The organism is Bradyrhizobium sp. in8p8, assembly GCF_000426845.1.
GTDB lineage: Bacteria > Pseudomonadota > Alphaproteobacteria > Rhizobiales > Xanthobacteraceae > Bradyrhizobium > Bradyrhizobium japonicum_C.
The window spans coordinates 610,230-636,103 of record NZ_AUGD01000001.1; the positions used below are offsets into that span (position 1 = coordinate 610,230).

Genomic DNA, 25,874 nt, shown 5'->3' on the forward strand with positions numbered 1-25,874 from the left:
CGTTGGATCTTTGGGCCCTAGAGTCTGGCGCGGCGAAGGACCGTCGCGAGGTTTGACCTGCGCGACGCATGCTCCGCGACGGCGTATCAGCATTGCCGATCGCGCATGCTAACCGTGCATCTGGGTCAGGAACTTAGTGTTGAGATACGCGTCCATCGCTTCTGTACCACCTTCCGAACCGTATCCGGAGTCCTTGATTCCTCCGAAGGGAGTCTCCGGTAAGGCAAGGCCTTGGTGGTTGATCGACACCATTCCACTCTCCACGATCGAGCCGAGCGCGCCGATCGTCGCCGCTGACTTCGTATACGCATATGCAGCAAGGCCATAAGGGAGCCGATTCGCTTCGACCATGGCATCCTCGAATGTCGAGAACGACGCGATTGGCACAACAGGGCCGAATGGCTCCTCGTTCATAATGCGCGAGTCCAGAGGCACGTCCGTCAGAACCGTCGGTTGAAAGAAGAAGCCATCGTTGCGCAGGCGCCTTCCACCTGTCCGGATGCGCGCGCCGCGCTGAACGGCGTCCGAGACCAGCGCGTCCATCGCCTCGACTCGACGGAGATTAGCTAGTGGTCCCATTTGGGTCGCTTCGTCGAGGCCGTCCCCGACGACGAGAGCTTTGGCAGCAGCGGTGAATTGTTCAACGAAGTCGTCGTAGACCCGTTCATGGACCATGAACCGGGTCGGAGAAACACAAACCTGGCCGGCATTCCTGAACTTTGCCGCGGACAGCAATTTTGCCGCTTGTTTGACATCTGCGTCCTCGAAGACTAGCGCAGGCGCATGTCCACCTAGCTCCATCGTAACGCGCTTCATGTGACTTCCAGCGAGAGCCGCAAGCCGCTTCCCGACTGGCGTCGAACCCGTGAACGAAATCTTGCGAATGACAGGGTGGGCAATCAAGTATTCCGATATGTCGGACGGCACACCGAAAACGAGATTGAGGACACCGGAGGGCAAGCCGGCATCGACATAAGCATTGACCAGAGCTGCACAACTTGCCGGCGTTTCTTCGGGTCCCTTCAGAATCACGGAGCACCCGGCCGCCATCGCAGCTGATATCTTTCTGACGGCTTGGTTGATCGGAAAATTCCACGGCGTGAAGGCGGCGACAGGCCCAACTGGCTCGCGGATCACGACCTGCTGTACGGCGCCGGAACGTGACGGAATGGTCCGACCGTAGGATCGACGCGCCTCCTCCGCGAACCAGTCGATGATGTCTGCGCCGAGCAACACCTCCATCTTCGCCTCGCCCAGCGGCTTGCCTTGCTCGAGCGTCATGATACGCGCGATTGAGGCGGCTCGCTCGCGGAGCTTTTCGGCAGCCCCACGCATCAATTTGTATCGCTCGAAGGAAGACGTCCTCCGCCACAATTCGAACCCGCGCACGGCCGATTCAAGTGCGTCGTCGAGATCGGGGATAGACGCGTGCGCAACTGTTCCGATCAATTTTCCCGTCGCCGGATTCAGGATGGGCTCGACCTTTCCGCTCGTTCCATCGCGCCAGGATCCATCGATGAACAACTTTGTATCGGGGTACATCTGCTCGCGACTTGTCACCATTTCCGTCCGTCCGGTCTATAATTCGTTAAACTGAGGTAGCCGCTGACAGCGACTCCTCGGCGCGCTTTTTCAAGTCGTGCTTTCTAATCTTCCCGTTCGGGGCTACCGGAAGTTGCGGCAAGACAATGATCTGCTGCGGCTTCTTGTATGGTGCGAGCTGCCGCTCCACGAGCGCGAGCAACTCGGCCACTTCGATGGTACTTCCAGGCGTTGGCTCGACGAAGGCGATAATTTCCTCGTTGCCCTCGATTGATCGCCCGACTACCGCGGAATTTAGAACCGCCGGATGAGTATTGAGGACAGCCTCGATTTCGGGCGGATAGACGTTGAAGCCGGATCTGATAATTAGCTCCTTCGACCGCCCCTGGATCACCAGTTCACCGCCGGGCGACCGGCTGACGATATCTCCGGTTTTCAAATATCCTTCGCGATCGATCGCCTCCGCGGTCATGTCCGGCTGACCATAATACCCCAACATCACGTTGGGCCCGCGAACGAGCAGTTCGCCCGCTTCGCCATCGGGTACTTCCCGCCCATCAGGTCCGACGATCTTGGTTTCGATTCCCGGGATTGGCGGTCCGATGTTGATTTCGTTGCTTCCCATGGCATACAGCGTCCGACTGATGGTCGGAGACGTCTCGGTCAGCCCGTAACCATTATGAAGCACCACGCCGAACACTCGCTCGACGCTCTGTCGCAGAGACAGATCGAGCGGTGCCGTTCCGGTATAGACATAACGAAGGTTATTGGGCGTGAGCTTGATATTGTTCTGATCGACGTAAGCGATGATCCGCGACAACATCGCAGGGACGGCATTGAAGGCGGTCAACGAACCATTCACGACGGCGTCGATTGCTTGCGTGAGAGAGAACCTCGGCATGATCCGCAGGTGTGCGCCGACAAACAACATACTTTGCAGCAACGTCAACCCGTACGAATGAGAGATCGGCATAACGCAAAGCGTGACGTCCTCGGGAAAGAGCGTGTTGGTTCTTTTGCCCCGGCCCGCCACGTAAGCGAGGTTGCGATGACTGAGCATCACTCCCTTCGGGCGACCGGTAGTCCCCGTCGTGTAGATGAGAACTGCAACCTGACGGGCGGGATCCTCATAGACCTCCTCGGGAACGGCGCTCGCCTCCAACTTACCGACCTTGATCGCTCCAATCCCCGTGAACGCTTCGGCTTCCGCGCCGCGCCGGCACGCCGCAGCATCTGCTTCCGCCGATATTCCATGCGTATAGAATACGCGTCTGGGCTTGCAATCACCCTCAATGGCGTCCAGTTCGTGCGGGCCGAGCCGTGCGCTCGTCATCACTGCCCATGCATCAAGCCGGCTCGCCGCATACATCAGGACGATGGCGCCGATTGAGTTCTCGCCCACCACCATGACCCGATCACCGGGACGGATCCCTAGACGCGCCAAGTCACCTGCAACGGCCTCGATCGTATCGATCAGTCTCCGATAGGACCAAACGATGCCCCGCTCGTCAGTAAGAGCCGGCCGGGATGCTCCTGCTTTGGCCCCCTCATCCACAATGAGGTGGATGCGTCGCGGCAGGCTAGTCAAATAATCCACTTCCATGGTGGGCCCAATCTTCTTCGCCAGAACTTCCGCATCCAGCTCCTCGACTACAAGCGGCTGCGGATGGCGAGGTTAGTCTGTTGCTGGATTTTCACCGATACTGGTAGGACCAGTTTGGTATGATCACAATCGTATTGTCAAGTGCGTTTTGAGCGGCGCCGCATAACGCGCGCGCCAACGGCCTGAATTTGCACAATCGATCGAAATTGAGCTTTCTAAGCCGCCGCGTCGCGCACGTAACGTGCAGTGCGGGTACGCATAGTCACCAGTTCCTCGGCGGAGGTCGGGTGCAGCGCCATAGTGGCGTCGAAGTCCGCCTTGGTAGCCTTCATCTTTACGGCAATGGCGATGACCTGAACCAATTCGGCCGCGTCCGATCCAACGATATGGCAACCCACGACGCGGTCGCTCCCCGCGTCAACCACCAGTTTCATCAACACCCGCGACTCGCTGCCGGACAGCGTCGCCTTCAACGGGCGGAACGCCGCCTTGTAGACATCAACGATAGCGAACTGCGCCCGCGCCTGCGCCTCGGTGAGGCCCACGGTGCCGACCTGGGGCTGCGTGAACACGGCGGTCGGAATATCGATGTGATCGACCTTGACCGCCCGCTTGCCGAAAACCGTATCGGCGAAAGCGTGGCCCTCACGGATCGCTACCGGCGTCAGATTGAAGCGATGGGTGACGTCGCCGACCGCATAGATATGTGGCACCGAGCTCTGCGAGGCTTCGTTGACGACGATGCCTCCGTTATCCGGGTTGATGGCGACGCCGGCTTTCTCCAGCCCGAGATTTGCGACGGCGGGGTGACGGCCGATGGCGAACATCACCTTGTCGGACGCGATGCTGGAGCCATTCGACAGGTGCGACGTGTACCAATCGTCGTGCTTCTCAATCCCGTCGACCGTGCAACCGGTCAGGATGGTAATGCCGTTCTTCTCCATCTCATCGCGGACATGGGCGCGGACGTCGTCGTCGAAGCCACGCAGGATGTTGTCGCCGCGATAGACCACAGTCACGAGGGAACCCAGGCCCGAGAAGATGCACGCAAACTCCAGCGCGATATAGCCACCGCCCTGGATCAGGATACGCTTCGGCAATTCGGGTAGATGAAATGCTTCGTTCGATGAGATGACATGCTCGATGCCGGGAATGGCCTTGCCGTGGTTCGGTGCGCCGCCCGTGGCGATCAGGATATACTTCGAGCGCACCCTCCTGCCGCCGTCGAGCACCAGCGTATGCGGGTCCTCGAACACGGCGCGCGACTTGATCACCTGCACGCCAGATTTCTCCACGTTGGTGGTGTAGGCCGCTTCCAGCCGGGCGATCTCCTTGTCTTTGTTGGCGATCAGGGTGGCCCAGTCGAACGTCGCCGGCGGAACGGTCCAGCCGAAGCCCGCGGCATCCGCGATGTCGTGGCTGAAATGCGAGGCGTAGGCGAATAGCTTCTTCGGTACGCACCCGCGAATGACGCAAGTGCCGCCCATCCGATATTCCTCGGCGATCATGACGCGGGCGCCATGGCCAGCGGCGATCCGCGCGGCGCGCACGCCGCCCGAGCCGCCACCTATGACAAACAGATCCGTCTCAAAGCTATCCATGCTGGGAAATCAATTCTTTAGGTGGATTTGGCGCGTTTCAGATGCTTCAATTTCCTCAACCTGATATCTACTGAAGCAGGGCGGATTCGACCGAGATCCTCAAGGTTCCTCCAAAGTACTGGTCGACCAATTTGGTCGGCCATGATTAGCTACCGAGGAAATCGAAATCAAGTGGTCGGCAGGACCAGGCAGGATATTTTAGATGACTGAGCGAAATCGAACCGACAAGCTTGAGGCTCCTTCGAACGCCATCGGAAAGATCCTTTCCTTCATCCGTGAGCGCCGCTATCAGCCCTCCGAACGGTTGCCATCAGAACGCGACTTTGCGGAAAAGTTCGACACCAGTCGCGGCGCGGTTCGAGAGGCTCTGGCCGCACTTGAAACCATGCGAGTGATAGAACGGCGCCCAAATTCTGGAATCTATCTGCGAAAGATCGAAGAGAGCAGCATCGATGCTCTAGTGCTTTATGCTGAATCCGGAGTTCCATTCGAGGCCAAGGAAATCGCCGACGTCATGGAGGTCCGGCGCATGCTCGAAGGGCAGGCGGTCAGGTTGGCCTGCACACGCAGGACCGCGGACAACATTCGCGAGATCACCGCCATACTTGAAGAGACCAACAAGCGCCTATCCAAAAAGCAAAGCATAGAGCGCGAGGACGAGGCGTTCCATCTTGCGATTTTTGCTGCAACCAAGAACGACATTTTGCTGCGCGTGGCGAGATCGTTCTACGAACTGTCCAGGCATCGACGGAAGGTCTACTTTGCCGACCAAAATCGAGGTCGACAATCTTATGAGGACCATTGCACCATCTTGGAAGCGATCGAAGAGCGGCGGGTAGGCCTAGCCGAACAACAGATGAACGCTCACCTCTCGCGAACAGTGGAGGCATGGCAATCGCTTCTAGGGGAAACCAAAGTCACAAAACGTTAGTCTTGCCGGGCACCCCGTCCGCCATCTCTACGCGAAATACCCACGGTCTAGCGCGAAGCACGAGGACGTGCTTCGCTCGAACAGTGCCTAACCTTTGAGCGCACCCGCCGTCAGCCCTGCGACGAAATATCGATAGCAGAACATAAAGATAACGAACAACGGCAGAGCAATAAGGGTTGCGCCGGCGAGTATCTCACCCCAACGCAGATCTTGCGCGCCAAGCATTGATGCCAAGCCCACGGGCAATGTCTTGCGATCATCACTCATGATGAGGATGAGCGCGAATACGTAGTCCGCCCAGGACAGCAAAAACGAGAAGATGCCGACCGTAATCAAGCCGGGGGCCGAAAGCGGAAGGACCACCTTGATGAAGGCGCCGAATTGGGAACAGCCGTCCACCATTGCCGCTTCCTCCAGATCGAACGGCATCGATTTGAAAAAGCCCCATAGCAGCCACACCGCCAGCGGCAGCGAAATCGCCAGGTGAGCGATTAGCAGGCCCCACAAGCTATCGGCTAAGCCAGCTATTCGGAACAAGGCGGACATCGGAATAACCAACATCAATGGCGGAAACATGTAGGCGAACAGCATGGACGCGACCAACGTCGTTTTGCCCCGAAACCGTAAACGCGTCGCTCCATAAGCAATGAATGATGACAGCGTCGTCGCCACGGCAATCGTAGCCATAGCCATCATGACGCTATTAACGAAATTCGCCGGATAGTTCGTAAGCTGCAAGAGTGACTTGTAAGAGCTTAGATCGGGTGGCCAGAAAACCAAGGATGAATCCAGAAATAGCTTTTCGGGCGACCTCAGACTGGAGAGGATCATCCAGTAGATCGGGAAGAAGGAATAGATGCAGATTAGCGCAACCGCGGCATACAAACCGACGCGGCCGGCAATCTGCTTCAGCGACTTGCCGTAATACCGCGTCGTTTTCCCGTGCGAGACTGAAGGTGTGGAGTCTGAGATTTCTCTTCCTGAGCCGCTAGAGCTATGCAACATCCGCACCGCTCGTGAACCAACGACGACAGCGGCAGCAGAGCGGGCTTGATTTTGAGTCGACATCGTCATCGTCCCTGCTTGGCCTCGTCGATCGGAAAAACCCTGAGGTAAATCAAGATAATGCTCGCCAACATCAAGAACGAGATGGTGGCGACAGCGGCCCCCCCTCCCAAGTCGAACTCGAGAAACGCTTTTCGGTAGGCCAACGTGGGAAGCGTCTCGGTTTCGTTGAGCGGTCCGCCCTTCGTTAGAAGCCAGATCACGTCGAACTTGTTGAACATCCAGATCCCTCTCAGGAGGATGACCACGATCAACACTGACCTCAATCCTGGCAGCGTGACATGCCAGAATTGCTTCATAACCCCTGCTCCATCGACCCGGGCCGCTTCATACAGTTGAGCCGGAATGGATTGAAGGCCGGCAAGAACACAGGTCACGACAAACGGCGTCCAGATCCAAACGCTAACAAGGACAATAGTCGCCTTCGCGCTCGTTGAATTACCTCCCCAATCGAACATCCCATATCCGAATGACGCGAAGACACTCTTGAGAAGGCCGTAGTTGGGATCAAGAATCCACTGCGTGATGAGGCAGGCGACGACCGTCGGAAGAAAATACGGCACGATTGACAGCGCCCGCACGACAGTCTGCCCCACAAACTGCCTATTGAGGACGAGCGCAATGGTGACGCCGAGAACGACTTGCAGCACGATCGCCGAGATGGCGATCGTGACACCGTTTAACAGCGAGCCCCAGAACAGCGGCTCACTAAGAACCTTCACGTAATTGCCAAGTCCCACCCACTGCGGCGGGTCGATGAACGACGCCGCTGTGTAGAAGGAGAGCTTTATCGAATAGAGGAGAGGTCCGCCAACAATTGTACCGAGTACCAGTACACCCCCGATGAACAAACCGATGATTCGCCAGTCCTGTCGCATAGCCTCGGGCCTCTATTCACCAGTTCCGATGCTCAGCCAATTTTTCGGATTCGATCGGCGGCGGCTTTCACGCAGTCGCTTGACGACATGTTCTTAAGAACCCGATTTTGCAGCATCTCCGGCATAATGTTCGCATCAAAGACCTTGCACGGTCGCAGATCAAACGACGGACCCGTCATATCTATTGAGTTAAGAACCGTCTTGCTGTCTTCATCAATGAACGACTTCATCTGCTCCATCGTCGCCCAATGCTTCTGAATCATCGGATGATTTTTCCACCGTGGATCTTCGTAAATGTCCAATCGCGCCGGTTGGAAATTCATCCAGGCGGAGTGCAGCCAGCGAATATAGTGCGCGTCAATAAACCATTGTAGAAACTTAAAGGCCGCCTCAGTCTGCTTAGTCTTGTAAAGAATAAAGCCATCGAAGGCGAAGGACAGTGCGTTCTGCTTACCAGCACTGTCTGGAGAAGCGAAAATACCATACTTGTTTGCGAGGTCCGGATTGCGAGCTTCCAGCGCCTCGACTACGCGGCCCGAATAGACGGTATGCGCAACCTTTCCCGTCGCGAAAAGACTCATCAGCTCAGCATAGCTGACCGTGTTCATGCCAGCCGGCATCGTTTTATAAAGATCGGCATATAGATCGAGAAAACGGCCGGTCGGTCCGGCATTCCCCGGCGCATCGAGAACGACGTTCCACTTGTCGTCATAAAACTTCGGCGCGTCTGCAAACAAGTTGCCGAAGCTCGCCCAGTTGGTGGCACTGTCACTCGCGAGCGGTATGACGCACCCCCCTCGCTCTATGTTGCCATCCTTCGCGACAGTCAGCGCCCGGCAATTCTCAAGGAACTCGGCCCATGTGTTGGGAACCTTCAGGCCCTTCTCCTGATACAGATCTTTTCTGTAGAAAACCGTCACCAAATTGTAGTCATAGGGATAGAACCAATTTTCTCCCTTATATGACCAGGTTCCCTGCTTCCCCCACGAATATTTTTTGACAAGATCCGTCAACGGCACGATGTGACCCGCCATCGCGTATTGCAAGATGTGCGCAATGTATCCCGCCGTGGCGATATCGTAAGGAGCGCCAGCATTGATGGCCGCCATCGACTTCGCATAACCACCACTAATCGGCGTCGAGTCGACGACGATTTTTACGCCGAACTTGCTCTCGTATTCATTGCACGCATCGCGCAAGGCCGATTGGCTCGCAGCAGTCGTTTCAGCGTTCAAAATGCGAAGCGTTACCCCGGACTGTGCGTTGACATAGGGCGCGGAAAGTGAGCCCGCGATGCCAGCCGCTGCACCAGCCGTCGTTTTGAGAAAACGCCGCCGATCGATGTCGCTCACGTTAGCCTTGGAACTCGGCGCGCCTAAGCTGAGCTTGTCCATGAAGTTCTCTCCCGTTGCCATTTTCGCCTTTCGTCGAGGTCCGCCTCAGTGTCTTGCCGCTCTCGCGCGAGAACAGGTGCAACTTCTCTTGAGACAAATTCACAAAAATTCGGTCGCCCGCCCTCAGCGCATCGTCCCGAGCAAATACCGCGCGGATTTTGTTGCCATCGATCTTACCCAGCACATAGGTTTGCGCGCCGATTTGCTCGACCAAGCCGACTACCAGCTCAAAAGCCGTGGAGGTTTCCGCGCGCTCGATGTGCTCGGGCCTAATGCCAAGCGTGACATCCCTTTCCGCTTCGGAGAATGACTGGGCAGGCAAGTTGACGCTCAAACCGCCGGAGCGCATTACGAGCGCGCCCCCGTCGCGCATCAACCCGCCATCAATCAGGTTCATCTCTGGAGACCCGATGAAAGTCGCCACGAAGGCGTTCGCGGGCCGATCATAAAGGTCAAGCGGACTGCCCGCCTGTTGGATGAATCCGTCACGCATGATCACGATACGATCGCCGAGCGTCATGGCCTCGACCTGATCGTGGGTAACAAATATCATCGTCGCGCCCAATCGGGCGTGTAGCGTCGCAATCTCTTCTCGCGTCCGGACCCGCAGCTTCGCATCAAGGTTCGAGAGGGGTTCGTCGAGGAGGAATACGTCGGGATCTCTGACTAACGCGCGACCAAGCGCTACGCGCTGCATCTGACCACCCGACAATTGGCGTGGCTTGCGCTCCAGCAGGGCCTCCAATCCGAGACTTGATGCCGCGCTGCGCACCCGACGATCGATCTCCTGCTGTGGCGTCCTACGGACCCGAAGGCCGAAGGCCATGTTTTCGAAGACCGTCTTCTGTGGATAGAGAGCGTAGTTCTGAAAAACCATCGCAATGTTGCGATCTTTCGGCGGAAGCGCGGTGACGTCCCTTCCGTCGATCAGAATCTTGCCGAATGTGACGTCATCTAGACCGGCGAGCATTCGCAACGTCGTGGACTTGCCGCAGCCGGACGGGCCGACGAACACGACCAGTTCGCCATCGGCAATATCCAACGAAAAGTCCTGAACGGCCCATGGCCCTCGATCTCCTCCAAAGGATTTCGCGACATTCTGGAGAGTTACTCGCGCCATACAGCCAGACCTTCACGTTCTTCCCGGTATTTTCATTAATTGGTTAAACCAATTTGGCAGGACCAAATGTCGCGTGATGCGCGGTGTCAAGCAGCATTTGGTTTGACCAATCTGGTCGCTCCACATATAGTTAGTGCGGCCTCGCACGGCGCGCGGCTATTTGACCCGCAGACTTCAAGGAAGCGTGATGGCTGGACCGTTGGCAGGTTATCGAGTGCTGGATCTTTCGAGAATCCTCGCGGGGCCTTGGTTAGCGCAGTTGCTGTCTGATCTAGGAGCCGAGGTTTGGAAGATCGAACGCCCTGGCACCGGCGACGATACGCGGCAGTGGGGCCCGCCCTTTCTGCGGAAAGACGGTGGAATTGATACGACCGAAAGCGCGTATTTCCTGAGCGCCAATCGCGGCAAGCATTCGATATGCGTCGATATATCGACTGACGAGGGTAGCGCCATTGTGCGCGCACTTGCCCAGCAAGCCGATCTCGTGATCGAGAACTACAAGGTCGGCGACATGGCGCGTTACGGCCTCGACTACGAGGCGCTTAAAAGGGTCAAGCCTGACATCATTTACTGTTCCATCACCGGCTATGGCCAGACCGGCCCGATGAAGGACGTCGCAGGATACGATATGGCCATTCAGGCCATCGGCGGCCTGATGAGCATTACCGGAGAGAGTGATGACAAGCCAGGCGGGGGTCCGCAGAAGGTCGGGGTTCCGATCGTCGATATTCTCACTGGCATGTATAGCGCCGCCGGCGTCATCTCCGCATTACTGCATCGCGAACGCACCGGAGAAGGACAGCATATCGACATGGCACTGCTGGACGTCCAGGTCGCGGTTCTCGCCAACCAAAATTTGAATTTCCTCACGACCGGCACGCCGCCGAAACGGTTCGGCAACGCGCATCCAAACATCGTTCCATATCAGGTCTTCAGAACCAGCGACGGTTCCTTCGTGCTCGCCGTTGGTAATGATCAGCAATTCCGGAAGTTCTGTGCAGCTACTGGTTTAAGCGGCCTGGCAACCGATAGCCGTTTCGTCACTAACACCGACCGGCTTAAGAATCGTGATCAACTCATCCCCCTACTCGATGCGCATCTGATACAGCAGACGACCCAGCATTGGATTTCCATTCTGGAGCCCGTGGGCGTGCCTTGCGCACCGATCAACCGGCTGGATCAGGTGTTCGCTCACCCTCAGGTTATCCATCGGGAGATGCAGGTCAATCTTCCTCATTCTTCCGGAACAACAGCCCCTCTCGTCGCCAATCCGATAAAGTTTTCCGGAACGAAGATCGAATATGCCAAAGGACCGCCGCGGCGAGGCGAGGATACTGCAAACATCCTCAAGTCGATACTGAAGTACGACTCGGCGGCCATCCAAGATCTAAGTGAGCGACGGATCATCGATATCGGACGTCCCGAAGTCGGCTAGGGGCCAAGAGCCCATATCACTCGTCGAATCGTCTCTTGGTCCGGCTGGATGGCAGGTTTGGCAGGAGCGAGCAGCAAAACGGCGAGCCCTGCGCCGAGGAGCAGGAACGCGGCCACGATCCTCCGGTATTGAAACATGAGACGAGCTCTCCGTTGACTACCAGGCCTTCGTCGCTATAATTGGATCGACCTGATTGGTAGGACCAATTATAGTTTGGCGATGGCTTTTGCAAGTCGGGAAGGCCTGACCTTGGCGAAACTGGTCGCAAAAACGAACCGATCGTCGGCTTTTGAAATAGGGGACGGAGGATGAAGCTCTCGAAATACGATTATATCGTTGTCGGCGCAGGATCGGCAGGATGCGTGCTCGCCGCTCGATTGAGCGAAGATCCCAACGTCAAGGTGTTGCTGCTCGAGGCCGGACGTCCCTCTTCTTCAATCTTCGTTCACATGCCGGCGGGCATTCGCGTGCTCTACACGAGTCCGAAGCATAACTGGCAATTTTGGACCGAACCGCAGACCGAACTCAACAATCGCAAGATCTATATTCCCCGTGGCAAGGTGGTGGGAGGGTCGTCCGCCATCAACTCCATGATTGCGATCCGGGGAAATCCTCAGGATTACGACTCATGGGAAGCGCAAGGCTGTCGTGGGTGGGGGTACGAAAACCTCCGCCCCTACCTTAGAAAAATCGAGGACGCCGCCCAGGTAACGTCCCAGCCCGATCAGGACCGAGGTTATTCGGGTCCGATCCGACTTTCTTATGGCGTGTTGCAGCATCCAATCTCGAAGGCATTTATTGAGAGCGCCAAGTCGGCAGGCCTCCCCGAGAACAACGGCTTCAATGGTCCGTCTCAGATGGGCGCAGGCTTCTACGAACTTACGATTTCAGACGGCAAGCGTTCAGGTGCTTTCAAGTTTCTCGACCAGGGGAAAGGACGAAGCAATCTGACCATCATGGCCAACACTCAGGTTCGGCGCCTCGCGGTCGAAGGCACGCGCGTTCGGGGTGTTGTCATTGACCACAACGGGCGTGAGGTCACCGTTTCGGCCGAACGAGAAGTCTTGCTGACTTCCGGGGCCATTGGTTCGCCGCAATTACTGATGCTGTCAGGAATTGGACCGGCCGATCACCTCCGTTCACTCGGCATCAAGCCGGTGCTCGATTCCGCCGGCGTTGGAAGCAATCTGCAAGATCATTTGGATTGCGCAATTCGATTGGAGGCGTCGCAGCCGATCACACTGACGCCGTACATCGGATTGTTCAGAGGTGCCTTGGCCGGCGCACAATATATGCTCCGAGGCACGGGGCCCGGCACCTCACAGGGGGTCGAAGCCGGAGCCTTCTGGGGGCCCGATAAAACCTCATCGTGGCCTGAGTGGCAGGCTCATCTCATCGTCGCGCTGCGAAACCCGCCGCAGGGCGAGCGCGTCCCGCACGGCTTTGCCATTCGCGTATGCCAGCTTCGTCCGAAGAGTCGTGGAACGCTGCGCCTGCGGTCGGCCGATCCCTTCGTCGCGCCGGCGATCGACCCCCGCTTTCTATCCGATGAAAGTGATTTCGTCAGCATGCAAGAAGGCGTTCGGCAGATGTGCGAGATCATCGATCAGCCGGCGCTCCGAAAACACATTAAGCGCAAACTCGATATCGATCCGTTTACCAGCACGGAATCCCGCAAAAAGTGGATACGAGCCCGCGCAGAAACGATCTACCACCCGGTCGGAACATGTCGCATGGGTGAGGATCGCGACGCCGTGGTCGATAGCAAGCTTCGGGTTCGGGGCATCGACAATCTACGCGTTATCGACGGTTCACTTATGCCGACCGTGATCAGCGGAAACACCAATCTGCCGATCATGGCTATGGCGGAGAAAGCTGCAGAGTTGATTGCCGGGAAGTGACCCAATGTTCTCTCCCTCAATGGCAGGAACAATCTGAAACCCTGCCTTTCATCGCACAGGCCATCGCTTGATTTCCCGTGGTCCCGCTCGTTGTCGGCGGTCTGACGCGAAGGTGTCAGTAAATGGCAGCAAGCGCCTGAGGGCGTCCTCCCTAGACTGCCCGGGGTCCGATGACGGGTCCCGGGCTTCTTTTATGGATTTGAGTACCCTTTTGGACATCACCCGCAATCGTCAACGATGTCCGTGCTGCTCTGACCGTTCGATAAGGAAGGTTTAACCGGGACAGCCGTGCCGGAGATCAAGTACCGACGCCACCTAACCTAGCTCGACATGCATCGCATATTTCAAGACTTCATTGATCATCTTTCGAGCGCTGAAGATCAAGCAGAGCTTTCGGGAGCCATGGCCGTCACAGCCGCGGCTCTCGACCTGTCTTGCTTTGCGTACCTCGCGCTACCGCAAAAGCTCGATGGGACACCCCGTCTTATGTCGACATACCCAAAGGAGTGGACTTCACACTACCTAAGGAGCCACTACGAACGGATCGATCCGGTTATCATGCAGGCGCTACGGGACACCGAGCCGTTTCGCTGGGGAATCGGATCGACCGAACGATATCTTTCGCCGGCACAGAAGCGGTTGCTGGACGAAGCCTCCCAATATGGCATTCGGCTAGGATTCACCGTTCCTATCCATGACGGACACGGCCCCGTTGCCGCCGTCACCTTTGCCGGCAACCAACGGGAAGCTCAATTCGAACGCTTCGTCACGTCGAACCCTCGAATGCTTCAGTTGATGGCGATGTTCTTCCACTCACACGTTCGCCGCAAACTCGCGAGCGATCTTCGTGTTGATGGAGCAGCTTTGTCCGCCCGCGAGTTCGAATGTCTGGAGTGGGCCGCCCGCGGCAAGAGCGCTTGGGACATCGGACGCATTCTGGGAATATCGCATCACACTGCTATCTCTTACCTGAACAACGCGAAAGCAAAATTGGGAGTGCGAACCGTTGTTCAAGCGGCACTACGCGTGGCCGCTGCCAAACGAGAACAGCAAAACTAAGGCGAACTCCTCCCACAACTAGGGGTGATGCTTCTTAGCGTAACTTCGCCTCAAAGAATCATGGCAACCTTGGAGGATGTCATGATTCAGCTCATCACGGAGCCTTGGTACGGCGAATTCTCCCATACGCTCTTTGCAATACACCAACTACGACATCGCGTCTTCAAGGTCCGGATGGACTGGGACGTTCAAATTAGCGGCGACATGGAAGTTGACAAGTTCGACTCGTTGCATCCGGCATACCTCGCCCAACTCTCGGACGACGGCCGGGTACAAGGCTGCGTCCGCCTGCTTCCAACCAAGGGACCGACGATGCTCCGCGACACATTTCCCGCGCTTCTGAATGGTCAGCCGATGCCCATGAGTCCGCAGATATGGGAAAGCAGCCGCTTTGCGATCGACGCTAGACTCGACACACCAAAAGGAGAACACGGAATAGCTTGTGCCACCTACGAGTTGTTTGCTGGCATGGTGGAATTTGGGCTTTCGCGGCATCTGAGCGATATTGTTACCGTTACCGACGCCCGAATGGAAAGGATCCTGCGGCGCGCTGGGTGGCCGCTACGTCGAATCGGCGCTCCCTCTAAGATTGGGAACACTCTCGCCGTCGCTGGATATCTGGATATCTCCAGTGCGGCGCTCGCGAAACTCCGTGGGGCAGGCGGACTTTCCGGGCCAGTGCTCTGGGCGCCTGTATTGCGCGTCGCCTAGAACGGTCGCACAGCGGACCCCTGGGACGCAGTTTCGCCTACTGACGGGCTACAGGCATGATGGAAATCAACAACATTGACAACCAGCAGCGCACGACCGGAATGCCCGTCATCGGCCTGCGCCTGCTTCGGTTTGCAGTCGTTGCCAACGACTGTGGAAGTCTTCGGCAAGCCGCTGAATTACTTTCCATTCCACATTCTGTCGTGAGCCGCTCCATTGGCCAACTCGAGCGCCTAGTCGGGACCAGCTTGTTTGAGCGGTCGACCGCGGGAGTCCAGCCAACACTTGCTGGTAAAGTAGTCGTGCGGATCGCAAGAATGGTGCTGGAGCAGGTTGATACACTCGTTGCAACCGGCAGATCAATTGGTCGTGGCGAAACTGGCCACCTTTCGGTCGGCTTCTGCACGTCGATTTCAGCAGGCAATCTGCGGACTACCCTCCTCGACTTTAGAACGAGATTTCCTCGGATCGAACTCGCTATAGCCGAACGGCCGCGCACTTTGCTTATGAACGCGCTCCGGAGCGGAACACTCGACGTTCTCATCGTTACGAGCGACACGCCATCATCGGACAACAAGACGCTCAGGGTCTGGAGCGAACGCGTCCTCGTTGCATTGCCTGAGGATCACCCTTTGGCGGCGCGCGACGCGGTTTATTGGACCGATCTTCGCGACGAAACCGTACTACTAAGCCATCACGATTCCAGCCGCGAGTTTGAAGATCTCATCATATCGAAATTTGTATCTACGGACGATCGGCCCAAGATCGACCGACACGACGTCAGCCGAAGCATGATCAAGGGTCTCGTCAGTATGAAACTAGGCATTAGCCTCGTCATGGAGTCCGATATGGGCGCGAGTTTCGCCGGACTGAAATATCGCGAACTACGGGACGGGACAGGATCAAGCCATATCGGCTTTTCTGCACACTGGTGCGCTGACAACGAGAATCCAGCCCTCAACCGCTTTCTCGAAATGCTGGCGGAGCGCTATTCCTCCCCATCTCTCGGCGATTGACACGCGCGTCGTAGACGGGCGAATCCTCGGTCAGCCGCCATGAACCGCGCCAGCATCGGCGCGATCAATTTTGTTGGATCGGCGCGCTGACCCGTTTCACGCGCGATTGCCTCCGCGTACGCAGCAAGGTCCCGGTGGACGGATGCAGGCAACTCCGCGGTCACCTTCACCGGCTTGTCGTCTGGGACGGCGGCGATCTTCAGCTTCGTCATTGAGGTTGTCATCCTGTGTAAGGCTCGAGGCGGAGATCCCGGTTGACGATGACACGAACCGGAAAACCCGGGCGGATCGTCAGGGTCGGCTGGATGTTGAGACTGCGCCGAACCACCTGTTGTCCGGTTTGATTCAGTGAGTCCGAGGCGCCGTGTCGCAAGGCCTGGATAATTGCGCTGTCGTTGCTGTTGGTGTCCGAGCCGGCACCCAGTTCGGTCCCGACCGCCAGAAACGTCGATAGGGCCGCAGCCTTGAACAGCTCACCCCAGTGATTGTCGACCTGGTCTTCGAGGCCTGCATACCCGGCAGCGTCAACGCCAGGCTGCCGCTCGAGAACGATAGAACGTCCGTTCGGCATGATCAGCCGGGTCCAGACGAGCAGGACGCGGGACTGGCCGAAAGTGACCTGGCTATCGTAGATGCCGATCAGACGCGCTCCCTGAGGCACAAGCAGAAAGCGGCCGGTCGGGGTATCAAAAACATTTTCGGTTACCTGCGCTGTAACCTGGCCCGGAAGGTCTGATCGGATCCCGGTGATCAGGGCACCCGGAATGACCGTCCCAGCCTGCACGACATACGGTGAGGCCGGCCTGGTGATGCGGTCAGGGCTTACCGTGCGACGGTCCACAGAGGCGTTGACGAAGGCAAGCTTCCGGTCCTGACCGTTTTGCACAGATCCATCGTCGCCGGTGCTCGTTGCGTTCGGTGGCACGACCCGCTCGCTTCCAACAGCCGCAGTCGCGGACGGACGCACTTCTCGTCCATTGGTCGAAGCGAACAGATGACTGATGCGGGCTGCTTCGGTCTCCTGATCCCGGCGCTGCTGGTCCGGATCAGCGCCGCTCGTCGGCGACTGGCCTTGAGCGGCAAGGATCGGTCGACCGAGGTCACCGGGGAGCGGCGGACCAAGCTGCGGGATTGGCTGGCGCGGAACGCCAGCATAGTCCTTCGGCAGGGTCGTAATGCCGTCGGCAACATTGTGATGGTCGGTGCTGTAAAGCTCATCGGCCGCCTGATTTCGAGCACGATTGCTCTGAAGTGACCACAACACTGCTCCGCCGATAACAAGCAGGGCAACCGCGCTCCCGCCAGCCAAGACCTTCCGCGACAACCGCGTCACGCGCGGATGCTCCGCTCTCAAGCGGAAACTTTCGGACTGCTCCGCTTGTGTCTCCGGCGGAACTGCTTGCTCGTGATCGTTTTCATTCCGGGTGTTCATGACGACGGTCTCCCGTCGGTCCTGACAATCCTGACCTTCTGCTGGTGCTCACCGCCGAGCCGGAGTTCGGCGGCCGCAAACAGCCGATCGACGATCAACACATTGCCGTAGGCGCGATAGTTGACGAGTTCTGTCTTGCCGTCTGGGCCGATGACAAAGAGCGGAGGCATTTCGCCCTGCACGATGCCGAGCGGGAATTCGACGTAGACCTTGCGGCCATCGTCATATGCGGCTAGCGGCCGCCAGGGAGGACTGTCGCCTTCGATGGAATAGCGGGAGATACGCTGCGCTGGGTCCGGAAGAACGGGCTTCAGAGCAGCTGAACGCGACCGTTCGCGTACCGTCTCAGGATAGTACCAAGCAACGGATGGCATGTACGGCCGCTCGCGAGAGCGGAGCTCAATCAGGTAGGTGCGCCGGTCAGTATTGACCACCAGGTTGGTCTCGATCGAGGCTCGGGTCGGCTTGACCAGGATATGGACGCGCCGTGTGTCGCCGCTCCCGCTCTCGGTATCGCCCACGACCCAGCGTACGGTATCTCCGGCCGCGATCGGCCCTGATCCCGTCAAAAGTTCTCCTTCCTCGAGCGCGATATCCGTGATCTGCCCCGGCGCGGCGTAAATCTGATAGAGCGCCCCAGGACTGTAGGCGTAGATTTGCGCTGCGTTGAAATACCCTCGCTTGCGCGGTTCGACCCGGGCCGCGCTATTTGCTGTCTCAACCCGGCTCACAGGTTCAGCGTCTTCCTTCCCTCCCGACTTGCCGCCGAGAGCCGGCTTCCAGAGGGGTGGAATGTGAAGCGGTCGCGATCTGTCGTCGAGAGCCACCGGCGTAGCCGGTAACGGAGGCACTTCGGCGTCATAGCTGATCTCCGGAGGAATGTAGGTCGCGCACCCACCGAGCGCCGAGGAACCAAGCAGGAGAGCAAACAAAACTGCTCGCTTCGCGGTCAAGAACGCGGGCCAAGTGGGACCGATCCCGCAGTCCGGGGCGGGGCGCTTCGAATAAACGTCAAACGGCGTCTTGGTCACTGACTCAACTCCTTTGACCAGTTGATGGCGCGGACGTAAACGCCAAGGGGATTCTTGCGCAGGCGTTCGGCATCGCGGGGCATCTCGATCACGATGGTGAGAATTGCGGTCCAGCGTTCGGTCGAGCTCAGCGAACCGTTGTCATAGGTGCGCTGGGTCCATGCGACCCGAAAGCTTTCCGACGACGCGCGAATGACGCTCGAGACGTCGACGGAGATTTGCGCCTTACCGAGCTTGGCAAAGGGGTCATTGTTCCGCGCGTAGTCGTTGAGCGCAGCGGCGCCGCGATCGGTCGTAAAATCATAGGCCCGGAGCCAGTTTTGGCGTAGAACGATGCCGTCGGCCGGCAGACCTCTGACATCCTCGATAAAGCGCGCCAGATGGTAGGCGATCTGCGCATCAGTCGGTTGATAGTCGAAGTTGGCCGGCGCAACCCTCTGGGCTTGGCCAAGATGGTCGACTTCGACCACCCAGGGCGTGATCGACCCATGGCTTGATTGCCAGACCAACCCACCAGCGAGACCGGCTGACAGTATGAGACAACCGAACGCCATCAGCCGCCAGTTTTTGGCTTGCACGCGGGCGGATCCAATGCGTTCGTCCCAAACTTGGGCTGCTTTTTGATAAGGCGTGATCGGTTCGGGCATGCGCCCGTAGTGAACTAATGGTCGTTTGATCATTGATGATTGCCCCTGAGATCAAGTGATCGGCTTTGAGCCGTGTAGTGTCTGGGTTTGAGGCGCTGCCGCGTGGCGGGTGGCGAAAGTGCGGTGATGCGTCTCAGCGCTCTCCTTCGGACAAATCGACGGAGGAGCCGCTGCCACCATGATCGCCCGAGCGGACGTGACCAGCAGCCGAGGCACCATGCCGAATAGTCTCGGCGCGCTTCATGCGGCGCGCCCAATCGGGCAGCCCTTCGGCCGAAGCGCTTGCGGCCTGCTCGCCAGCTTGCTCGCCCCCGAAGGCAGCCGCTGCACGACGCAATGGACTCATGGCAGCCGAGCTGCCCGCCTCAGCGACGCCAGCAAGGCCGCCGCTTCGATAGGCGGCTGACGCTCCCCTTATGACAGCGCCACCACCGCGCGCGGCGCCCGCAATCGCGCCGCCAGCGAGACCAACACCGCCGGCGGCAAGACCCGCGCCCGCCGCAACAATGCCACCGGCAGCAAGGCCTGTTCCAACCGCGGCACCGGCACCGAGCTGAGGCCCACCCGACACCAGGCCGTTGGCGATTCCAGGACCGAAGATGCCCAGGCCAAGCAAGGAGAGCGCCGCAAGGACCAGGGTCATCGCGTCTTCTATGGTCGGCTGATTGCCACCAAAGCCAGCGGTGAACTGCGAGAACAAAGTCGAGCCGATGCCGACGATGGCGGCCAGGACCAAGACCTTGATCCCTGAAGAGATGACGTTGCCCAAGACCCGCTCTGCCGCGAAGGCTGTCTTGCCAAACAACCCAAAGGGAATGAGCACGAAGCCGGCCAGCGTCGTGAGTTTGAACTCGATCAGGGTGACGAAGAGTTGGATCGCCAGAATGAAGAAGGCGAGCAGCACCACGATCCAGGCAAACAGGAGAACGACGATCTGGACGAAATTCTCGAAGAAACTGATGTAGCCCATCAGATTGGAGATCGAATCGAGCAGCGGTCGGCCAGCGTCAAGTCCGACTTGAGCGATCTTTCCCGGCCGAAGGAAGTCCGACGCGGAGAGACTTGCGCCTGATGCTTTTAGCCCAAGGCCGGCAAAGCTCTCGAAAACGATGCGTGCCAGACTGTTCCAATTACCGATTAGATAGGCAAAGACGCCTACAAAGAGCGTCTTCTTGACGAGGCGCGCGACGATGTCTTCGTCCGGCCCCCAACTCCAGAACAACGCAGCAAGCGTGATGTCGATCGCGGCAAGGGTCGTTGCGAGATAGCCGACGTCGCTACCGAGCAGGCCGAAGCCGTTGTCGATATATCGCGTGAACGTTTCCAGGAATTGGTCGATAATCCCCGTACCCGTCATGGCTTGCTCGCCTCAGGTGTCGCCGGTAGCAGATATCCCTGCGGGATCCGGCTCTGATCCTTTGGGGCCGGCGCCAACGCAGCGGCGGGTTCTTCTTGGCCACGAACCGCGGCACCAGATTTCTTGGCCAAGAAGCGTCGCCGGTTTTCGGCCCAGACCTGCCTGCAATGCTGATAACCTGCCGTTTCCTCCGCAGTGACGCTGCGGCAGCGTGCGAGGTCAGAGCTGGTTGCATCTGTCGTCTGCGCGGCCTTCGGCAGCGCGGGCTGCTCGTCACCACCGCGAAGCTGAATCGTGCAGGCAGTGACGACCAACACGCCGATTGTCGTAAGCAGCGACAACGCCTTGAATGCCCTTATGTCCGTCATCAGTGGAACATCTGTACGTTGGATGACTGATAGCCCTGTCCCGGAGTCAGGAACCGACGAAGCTGTTCTCGTCCCTGATCCTGGGCCGAGGCGCGCTGAGCCGCTTCAAGGCTCTGCGCCCGACCTTGCGCCGTCACGACGGCGGTGAGGTCGGCGAGCTGCTGCGCGTTCAGCGCGAGAATCTGATTGCCAGCCTGCGTTGCCTGCAGCGCGCCGCTGGCACCCTGGCTTGACGTTACGAGCGCGGATGTCTGGATGCGATTGGTGTCGAGGTTGCCAACAATGCCCGCCTGGACGCGAAGCGCGTCTTGCGTTGCGGCATAGGAATTCTGCCAACGTGACTGAGCGTTGGAGATCAGCAACTGGTTCGATTGGCTGCTGGTCGCTGGCGCGTAACTTGTCGAGAAGGCATGATCAATCTGCTGAACGTCGTAGGCGATCCGCTGGGCCTGGGCCAGCAATTGCTGGGTCCGCTGGATCGATGATTGCAGTTGCTGCAGCGATGAATACGGCAGGCTTGCCAAATTCCTTGCCTGATTGATCAGCATCTGTGCCTCGTTCTGCAACGAGGTGATCTGATTATTAACCTGCTGGAGCTCCCGCGCGGCCGTCAGGACATTCTGGACGTAGTTGGTGGGGTCAAAGACGATCAGCGCCCGTGCAGGCACCGTGACGCCAAGCAGCAGCGCGAAGGCGGCCGTGGTCGCCAATAGGCCAAGAGGTCTCATTGCGATTTCTCCAGATTGACGAGGTTGGGGATCAGGTCGAGGGCCCAGGCGACGCCGCGGTGCTGGAGCCAGGCGGGCACGAAGCCGTCAGGTCCATGTTCGGCAAGGAGCTGCGCGATGGCTGCCTGGTCTGTCTTGGAAGAGGCTGCGGTGAAGGCGAGCGCAACCTCACCAAGGCCAAGTTCGAACATCCGGTTGCCGCGACGAGACTGGCAATAGTAGTCGCGCTTTGGCGTTGCCCGGCTCAGAAGTTCGATCTGGCGATCGTTGAGTCCGAAGCGGCGGTAGATGGCGGTGATCTGCGGTTCGATCGCCCGTTCGTTCGGCAGCAACAGGCGCGTCGGGCAGCTTTCGATGATCGCCGGTGCTATCGCGGAGCCATCAATGTCAGAAAGCGACTGTGTGGCGAAGATGACGGACGCGTTCTTCTTCCGAAGCGTCTTCAGCCATTCCCGGAGTTGCCCCGCAAAATCCTCGTCATCGAGGGCAAGCCAACCTTCATCGACAATAAGGAGTGTAGGCCGGCCGTCGAGACGGCCCCCGATGCGATGGAAGAGGTACGACAGCACGGCCGGCGCAGCACCCGTTCCAATCAAACCTTCGGTCTCAAACGCCTGGACCGAGGCTTCGCCAAGGCGCTCGAATTCGGCGTCGAGCAAGCGCCCGGAAGGTCCGCCGAGGCAATAAGGTTGCAAGGCGCGTTTCAGAGAGTTCGATTGGAGCAGGACTGACAAGCCCGTCAGGGTCCGCTCCTCCCTCGGCGCCGAAGCGAGAGATGTCAGTGCCGACCACAGATGATCCTTGACCTCCGGGGTGATCTCGACCTTTTCCCGTGCCAGGATCGCGCCGATCCATTCCGTCGCCCATCCGCGCTCGGAAGGATCCTCAATCCAGGCCAGCGGCTGCAGGGCGACGGGGTTTTCGTCCCCGTCTGACAATGCACCGCCGAGATCATGCCAGTCGCCACCCATGGCGAGCGCAGCCGCCCGAATTGAACCGCCGAAGTCGAACGCAAAGACCTGAGAGTTCGGATAACGGCGGAATTGCAACGCCATCAGAGCCAGCAAAACGGATTTTCCGGCGCCGGTCGGGCCCACCACGAGGGTGTGGCCGACGTCGCCGACGTGGAGAGAGAATCGGAAGGGCGTCGATCCCTCAGTCTTGCCAAACAGGAGTGCCGGCGCCTTGAAGTGCAGATCCCTCGCCTCACCGGCCCACACGGCTGACATCGGAATCATATGGGCGAGGTTGAGCGTCGAGACCGGTGGCTGCCGCACATTCGCATAGACATGTCCCGGCAGGCTACCGAGCCAGGCTTCGACAGCGTTCACCGTCTCGATCATGCAGGTGAAATCGCGGCCCTGAATGACCTTCTCGACCAGCCTCAGCTTTTCATCGGCAGCGTTGGGATCTCGGTCCCACACAGTGAGGGTGGCCGTAACAAAGGCTTGTCCGATCTGATCCGACCCCAGTTCCTGCAACGCCGCGTCGGCGTCGATCGCCTTGTTGTGGGCGTCGGTATCGAGCAGCGTCGACGCCTCGTTGGTCATGACCTCCTTGAGAATGGCGCCAATGGATTTTCGCTTGGCGAACCACTGCCGCCGAATCTTGGTCAGCAGCTTGGTGGCATCGGTCTTGTCGAGCATGATTGCGCGCGTCGACCAACGATACGAGAATGCCAGGCGATTCAGGTCGTCCAGGACCCCCGGGGTCGTCGCGCCCGGAAAGCCGACAATCGTCAAGACCCGCACGTTCGCTGAACCCAGCATCGGCTCAAGCCCGCCGGTCAGTGGCTGGTCGGCCAAAAGCGCATCGATGTACATGGGAATTTCGGGCACGCGAACGCGGTGACGCTTAGTCGAGATCGTCGAGTGCAGATAGGTCAGCGTGGCCTGATCATCGAGCCAGGCGCAATCCGGCATGAACCCTTCGACGAGTTGCAGCACGCGGTTGGTTTGATCGATAAAGCCGCGCAACACCTCCCGGGCATCTGCTCCAACGGTGCGGTCGCGACCTTCATAGAGCAATCGCTCCGCCTTAGCCGCTCCCTCCTCCGGCGGCAGATAGAGGAAGGTCAGGAAATAACTGGACTCGTAGTGGGCACCTGCCTCCTCGAATTGCGCTCTGCGTTCGGCATCGACCAGCGCAGACGCGACATCCGGAAAGGTGTTTGGAGGATAAGCGCCCGCAGAATGACGCTGCGCCTCAACGAACACGGCCCAGCCGGATCCGAGGCGGCGCAAGGCGTTGTTCAGACGACCGGCGACGGCAACGAGTTCGGCCGGCACCGCGCTGTCGAGGTCAGGTCCCCGGAACTTTGCTGTCCGTTGGAAAGAACCATCCTTGTTCAGGATGATTCCCTCGTCGACGAGAGCTGCCCAGGGCAGGAAGTCGGCGAGACGCGCGTTGGAATGACGATATTCGGCAAGGTTCATCATGGCGGAGCGCTCAGGTGTTGAGGTGGCTGGGAATGCGCAGATGTCGGCGCACGACATCGACAAATGCGGGATCGCGCTTGGCGGCCCAGACGGCGGCCATGTGGCCGATGAACCAGAGGATGAGACCCGCGATCCAGAGCCGCAATCCAAGTCCAAGGGCCGCAGCAAGCGTGCCGTTCACGATCGCGACGGACCGCGGCGCGCCGCCCATCAGAATCGGCTCAGTGAGTGCGCGGTGAACGGGCACGACAAAACCTGTGACCGGTTCATCCATCAAACCACCACGCCGCCGCCGAAGGAGAAGAACGATAGGAAGAAGCTCGAGGCGGCAAATGCGATCGACAGGCCGAACACGATCTGGATCAGCCGGCGGAAACCACCCGACGAATCCCCGAACGCGAGCGTGAGCCCGGTCACGACGATGATGATGACCGCGATGATCTTGGCAACCGGACCTTCAACCGATTGCAGGATCTGATTGAGCGGCTGCTCCCATGGCATATTCGAACCAGCGGCCCATGCCGGCGCCGCCGCCAAAAGCACCGTGCCGAAGGCGGCCACCGATGCACCTCGAAGAAAACGAATTTGCTGACGCATGTCAGTCTCCTGCTGTTGAAAGGCTGTAGTCGCCGGCAGCTCCAAGCCCCCGGACGAGCGCGAGCTCAACGAGGCGACGATCAGCGCCACGCCCCGCCAGCACGGCGATAACGTTGATGGTCTCGGCGATCAGGGCACGCGGAACCGTGATGACGGCTTCCTGAATGAGTTGCTCAAGCCGCCGCAGGGCACCGAGCGCGGTACCAGCATGAATGGTCCCGATGCCACCGGGATGCCCGGTACCCCAGGCCTTGAGCAGATCGAGGGCTTCGGCACCGCGGACCTCGCCGACCGGAATACGGTCAGGACGCAGTCGCAGCGAGGAGCGAACGAGGTCCGATAGCGTCGCCACGCCATCGTTGGTACGCAAAGCGACAAGGTTGGGCGCTGTGCACTGCAGTTCGCGCGTATCTTCGATCAGCACGACCCGATCGGCAGTCTTTGCCACTTCGGCCAGGAGCGCATTTGTCAGAGTCGTCTTGCCGGTCGACGTTCCCCCGGCGACGAGGATGTTCTTCCGTGCGGCGACCGCGCTCTTCAGGATCTCGGCCTGCTCCGAGGTCATGATTTCCTTGGCGACGTAATCGTCGAGGGTAAACACCGCGACCGCTGGCTTGCGGATAGCAAAGGCCGGGGCGGCAACGACCGGAGGCAAAAGGCCTTCGAAGCGCTCACCAGTTCCAGGCAGTTCTGCCGAAACCCGTGGCGCCCCGGCATGCACCTCCGCACCTACGTGGTGCGCTACCAGGCGAACAATGCGCTCGCCATCCGCTGCGGAGAGAGTTTTGCCTGTGTCGATCAAGCCACTCGACAGCCTGTCGATCCACAACCGCCCATCCGGATTGAGCATCACCTCGATGATCGCTTCATCTTCGAGGTAGCCGGCAATCGCTGTGCCAAGCGCACTACGAAGCATGCGCGCGCCGCGCGAATTCGCTTCCGATTGAATGGAATGGCTTGGCACCGTCGTCCCCACCCAGTGAGAGCGTCCGCAAAGGGCCCTCAGATGGGATGATTAGA

General features: G+C 58.8%; 24 protein-coding genes. 6 read left to right on the forward strand and 18 right to left on the reverse strand.

The annotated features are described in order from the left end of the window. Positions 1 to 108: 108 nt before the first annotated feature. The 3 genes from K408_RS0102905 to gor form a co-directional block, all read right to left on the reverse strand. Positions 109 to 1,563: an NAD-dependent succinate-semialdehyde dehydrogenase gene (locus K408_RS0102905; protein ID WP_006018752.1), complete on the reverse strand. Its 1,455-nt coding sequence runs from the start codon at positions 1,561 to 1,563 to the stop codon at positions 109 to 111. A 25-nt stretch (positions 1,564 to 1,588) separates the two neighbouring features. After that, positions 1,589 to 3,145 carry a class I adenylate-forming enzyme family protein gene (locus K408_RS0102910; RefSeq protein WP_024337243.1) on the reverse strand — a complete coding sequence of 519 codons (1,557 nt, stop codon included), beginning with the start codon at positions 3,143 to 3,145 and terminating at the stop codon, positions 1,589 to 1,591. 215 nt (positions 3,146 to 3,360) lie between these two features. Beyond that, the gene (gene gor, locus K408_RS0102915) at positions 3,361 to 4,746 is read right to left on the reverse strand and encodes a glutathione-disulfide reductase (protein WP_006018750.1); all 1,386 of its coding nucleotides are present in this window, start codon (positions 4,744 to 4,746) and stop codon (positions 3,361 to 3,363) included. A gap of 202 nt (positions 4,747 to 4,948) precedes the next feature. Between gor and K408_RS0102920 the strand changes: the two genes are divergently transcribed. Next, the gene (locus K408_RS0102920) at positions 4,949 to 5,677 is read left to right on the forward strand and encodes a FadR/GntR family transcriptional regulator (protein ID WP_006018749.1); all 729 of its coding nucleotides are present in this window, start codon (positions 4,949 to 4,951) and stop codon (positions 5,675 to 5,677) included. 87 nt (positions 5,678 to 5,764) lie between these two features. Here the strand turns inward: K408_RS0102920 and K408_RS0102925 are convergent, their stop codons facing one another. Genes K408_RS0102925 through K408_RS0102940 form a run of 4 tightly spaced genes read right to left on the reverse strand, consistent with a single transcriptional unit; the run spans position 5,765 to position 10,134 of the window. Then, positions 5,765 to 6,751 carry a carbohydrate ABC transporter permease gene (locus tag K408_RS0102925; RefSeq protein ID WP_013500408.1) on the reverse strand — a complete coding sequence of 329 codons (987 nt, stop codon included), beginning with the start codon at positions 6,749 to 6,751 and terminating at the stop codon, positions 5,765 to 5,767. Further along, positions 6,748 to 7,620: a carbohydrate ABC transporter permease gene (locus tag K408_RS0102930; RefSeq protein WP_006018747.1), complete on the reverse strand. Its 873-nt coding sequence runs from the start codon at positions 7,618 to 7,620 to the stop codon at positions 6,748 to 6,750. Before K408_RS0102930 ends, K408_RS0102925 begins: the two co-directional genes overlap by 4 nt. 32 nt (positions 7,621 to 7,652) lie before the next feature. After that, positions 7,653 to 9,014, reverse strand: a complete 1,362-nt coding sequence (locus K408_RS0102935; protein ID WP_006018746.1) for an ABC transporter substrate-binding protein — start codon at positions 9,012 to 9,014, stop codon at positions 7,653 to 7,655. After that, positions 8,974 to 10,134: an ABC transporter ATP-binding protein gene (locus K408_RS0102940; RefSeq protein WP_006018745.1), complete on the reverse strand. Its 1,161-nt coding sequence runs from the start codon at positions 10,132 to 10,134 to the stop codon at positions 8,974 to 8,976. Before K408_RS0102940 ends, K408_RS0102935 begins: the two co-directional genes overlap by 41 nt. A 187-nt stretch (positions 10,135 to 10,321) precedes the next feature. Between K408_RS0102940 and K408_RS0102945 the strand changes: the two genes are divergently transcribed. The 5 genes from K408_RS0102945 to K408_RS0102970 all read left to right on the forward strand — a co-directional run bounded on the left by K408_RS0102945 (position 10,322) and on the right by K408_RS0102970 (position 16,256). Then, entirely contained in the window at positions 10,322 to 11,569 is a 1,248-nt protein-coding gene (locus tag K408_RS0102945; RefSeq protein WP_006018744.1) for a CaiB/BaiF CoA transferase family protein, read from the forward strand. A 308-nt stretch (positions 11,570 to 11,877) separates the two neighbouring features. Then, positions 11,878 to 13,470, forward strand: a complete 1,593-nt coding sequence (locus tag K408_RS0102955; RefSeq protein ID WP_006018742.1) for a GMC family oxidoreductase — start codon at positions 11,878 to 11,880, stop codon at positions 13,468 to 13,470. A 330-nt stretch (positions 13,471 to 13,800) separates the two neighbouring features. Continuing rightward, the gene (locus tag K408_RS0102960; RefSeq protein WP_013500406.1) at positions 13,801 to 14,529 is read left to right on the forward strand and encodes a LuxR family transcriptional regulator; all 729 of its coding nucleotides are present in this window, start codon (positions 13,801 to 13,803) and stop codon (positions 14,527 to 14,529) included. An 81-nt stretch (positions 14,530 to 14,610) separates the two neighbouring features. Continuing rightward, positions 14,611 to 15,240: an acyl-homoserine-lactone synthase gene (locus K408_RS0102965; RefSeq protein ID WP_006018740.1), complete on the forward strand. Its 630-nt coding sequence runs from the start codon at positions 14,611 to 14,613 to the stop codon at positions 15,238 to 15,240. A gap of 59 nt (positions 15,241 to 15,299) precedes the next feature. After that, complete coding sequence (locus tag K408_RS0102970) at positions 15,300 to 16,256, forward strand: LysR family transcriptional regulator (RefSeq protein ID WP_013500405.1); 957 nt, start codon at positions 15,300 to 15,302, stop codon at positions 16,254 to 16,256. On the opposite strand, the gene K408_RS37530 is transcribed toward K408_RS0102970, so the two are convergent. The 11 genes from K408_RS37530 to trbB form a co-directional block, all read right to left on the reverse strand. Beyond that, positions 16,229 to 16,468 carry a DUF2274 domain-containing protein gene (locus tag K408_RS37530; RefSeq protein ID WP_006018738.1) on the reverse strand — a complete coding sequence of 80 codons (240 nt, stop codon included), beginning with the start codon at positions 16,466 to 16,468 and terminating at the stop codon, positions 16,229 to 16,231. The genes K408_RS0102970 and K408_RS37530 overlap by 28 nt on opposite strands. 8 nt (positions 16,469 to 16,476) lie before the next feature. Then, positions 16,477 to 17,688: a TraB/TrbI/VirB10 family type IV secretion system protein gene (locus tag K408_RS0102975; protein WP_006018737.1), complete on the reverse strand. Its 1,212-nt coding sequence runs from the start codon at positions 17,686 to 17,688 to the stop codon at positions 16,477 to 16,479. Further along, positions 17,685 to 18,719, reverse strand: coding sequence for a P-type conjugative transfer protein TrbG (trbG, locus tag K408_RS0102980; RefSeq protein ID WP_006018736.1), 1,035 nt, complete (start codon positions 18,717 to 18,719; stop codon positions 17,685 to 17,687). Before trbG ends, K408_RS0102975 begins: the two co-directional genes overlap by 4 nt. Then, complete coding sequence (gene trbF / locus K408_RS0102985; RefSeq protein WP_006018735.1) at positions 18,716 to 19,399, reverse strand: conjugal transfer protein TrbF; 684 nt, start codon at positions 19,397 to 19,399, stop codon at positions 18,716 to 18,718. Before trbF ends, trbG begins: the two co-directional genes overlap by 4 nt. 100 nt (positions 19,400 to 19,499) lie before the next feature. Further along, the gene (gene trbL / locus K408_RS0102990) at positions 19,500 to 20,723 is read right to left on the reverse strand and encodes a P-type conjugative transfer protein TrbL (protein ID WP_006018734.1); all 1,224 of its coding nucleotides are present in this window, start codon (positions 20,721 to 20,723) and stop codon (positions 19,500 to 19,502) included. Beyond that, positions 20,720 to 21,064 (reverse strand): putative entry exclusion protein TrbK-alt, encoded by a 345-nt coding sequence (gene trbK-alt / locus K408_RS0102995; RefSeq protein ID WP_338076544.1) that lies wholly within the window; start codon positions 21,062 to 21,064, stop codon positions 20,720 to 20,722. Before trbK-alt ends, trbL begins: the two co-directional genes overlap by 4 nt. Positions 21,065 to 21,090: 26 nt before the next feature. Further along, positions 21,091 to 21,819 carry a P-type conjugative transfer protein TrbJ gene (gene trbJ / locus K408_RS0103000; RefSeq protein ID WP_006018732.1) on the reverse strand — a complete coding sequence of 243 codons (729 nt, stop codon included), beginning with the start codon at positions 21,817 to 21,819 and terminating at the stop codon, positions 21,091 to 21,093. Beyond that, the gene (trbE, locus tag K408_RS0103005; RefSeq protein WP_006018731.1) at positions 21,816 to 24,257 is read right to left on the reverse strand and encodes a conjugal transfer protein TrbE; all 2,442 of its coding nucleotides are present in this window, start codon (positions 24,255 to 24,257) and stop codon (positions 21,816 to 21,818) included. The genes trbJ and trbE overlap by 4 nt, the downstream gene beginning before the upstream one ends. A gap of 10 nt (positions 24,258 to 24,267) precedes the next feature. Continuing rightward, positions 24,268 to 24,531: a VirB3 family type IV secretion system protein gene (locus tag K408_RS0103010; RefSeq protein ID WP_006018730.1), complete on the reverse strand. Its 264-nt coding sequence runs from the start codon at positions 24,529 to 24,531 to the stop codon at positions 24,268 to 24,270. After that, a complete protein-coding gene (locus K408_RS0103015; protein WP_006018729.1) occupies positions 24,531 to 24,854 on the reverse strand; it encodes a TrbC/VirB2 family type IV secretion system protein in 324 nt (107 codons plus the stop codon). The genes K408_RS0103010 and K408_RS0103015 overlap by 1 nt, the downstream gene beginning before the upstream one ends. 1 nt (position 24,855) lies before the next feature. Next, complete coding sequence (gene trbB, locus K408_RS0103020; protein ID WP_006018728.1) at positions 24,856 to 25,770, reverse strand: P-type conjugative transfer ATPase TrbB; 915 nt, start codon at positions 25,768 to 25,770, stop codon at positions 24,856 to 24,858. Between the last annotated feature and the right edge of the window lie 104 nt (positions 25,771 to 25,874).

Bases quoted from the DNA above. Each gene is read 5' to 3' on its own strand.
- K408_RS0102920 (WP_006018749.1), top strand. From the start codon at position 4,949: ATGACTGAGCGAAATCGAACCGACAAGCTTGAGGCTCCTTCGAACGCC.
- trbE (WP_006018731.1), bottom strand. From the start codon at position 24,257: ATGATGAACCTTGCCGAATATCGTCATTCCAACGCGCGTCTCGCCGAC.
- K408_RS0102960 (WP_013500406.1), top strand. From the start codon at position 13,801: ATGCATCGCATATTTCAAGACTTCATTGATCATCTTTCGAGCGCTGAA.
- K408_RS0102935 (WP_006018746.1), bottom strand. From the start codon at position 9,014: ATGGACAAGCTCAGCTTAGGCGCGCCGAGTTCCAAGGCTAACGTGAGC.
- K408_RS0102940 (WP_006018745.1), bottom strand. From the start codon at position 10,134: ATGGCGCGAGTAACTCTCCAGAATGTCGCGAAATCCTTTGGAGGAGAT.
- K408_RS0102965 (WP_006018740.1), top strand. From the start codon at position 14,611: ATGATTCAGCTCATCACGGAGCCTTGGTACGGCGAATTCTCCCATACG.
- K408_RS0102910 (WP_024337243.1), bottom strand. From the start codon at position 3,145: ATGGAAGTGGATTATTTGACTAGCCTGCCGCGACGCATCCACCTCATT.
- trbF (WP_006018735.1), bottom strand. From the start codon at position 19,399: ATGATCAAACGACCATTAGTTCACTACGGGCGCATGCCCGAACCGATC.
- gor (WP_006018750.1), bottom strand. From the start codon at position 4,746: ATGGATAGCTTTGAGACGGATCTGTTTGTCATAGGTGGCGGCTCGGGC.
- K408_RS0102905 (WP_006018752.1), bottom strand. From the start codon at position 1,563: ATGGTGACAAGTCGCGAGCAGATGTACCCCGATACAAAGTTGTTCATC.
- K408_RS0102925 (WP_013500408.1), bottom strand. From the start codon at position 6,751: ATGACGATGTCGACTCAAAATCAAGCCCGCTCTGCTGCCGCTGTCGTC.
- K408_RS0103015 (WP_006018729.1), bottom strand. From the start codon at position 24,854: ATGCGTCAGCAAATTCGTTTTCTTCGAGGTGCATCGGTGGCCGCCTTC.
- K408_RS0102970 (WP_013500405.1), top strand. From the start codon at position 15,300: ATGGAAATCAACAACATTGACAACCAGCAGCGCACGACCGGAATGCCC.
- trbL (WP_006018734.1), bottom strand. From the start codon at position 20,723: ATGACGGGTACGGGGATTATCGACCAATTCCTGGAAACGTTCACGCGA.
- K408_RS0103010 (WP_006018730.1), bottom strand. From the start codon at position 24,531: ATGGATGAACCGGTCACAGGTTTTGTCGTGCCCGTTCACCGCGCACTC.
- K408_RS0102945 (WP_006018744.1), top strand. From the start codon at position 10,322: ATGGCTGGACCGTTGGCAGGTTATCGAGTGCTGGATCTTTCGAGAATC.
- K408_RS37530 (WP_006018738.1), bottom strand. From the start codon at position 16,468: ATGACGAAGCTGAAGATCGCCGCCGTCCCAGACGACAAGCCGGTGAAG.
- trbJ (WP_006018732.1), bottom strand. From the start codon at position 21,819: ATGAGACCTCTTGGCCTATTGGCGACCACGGCCGCCTTCGCGCTGCTG.
- K408_RS0102975 (WP_006018737.1), bottom strand. From the start codon at position 17,688: ATGAACACCCGGAATGAAAACGATCACGAGCAAGCAGTTCCGCCGGAG.
- K408_RS0102930 (WP_006018747.1), bottom strand. From the start codon at position 7,620: ATGCGACAGGACTGGCGAATCATCGGTTTGTTCATCGGGGGTGTACTG.
- K408_RS0102955 (WP_006018742.1), top strand. From the start codon at position 11,878: ATGAAGCTCTCGAAATACGATTATATCGTTGTCGGCGCAGGATCGGCA.
- trbB (WP_006018728.1), bottom strand. From the start codon at position 25,770: ATGCTTCGTAGTGCGCTTGGCACAGCGATTGCCGGCTACCTCGAAGAT.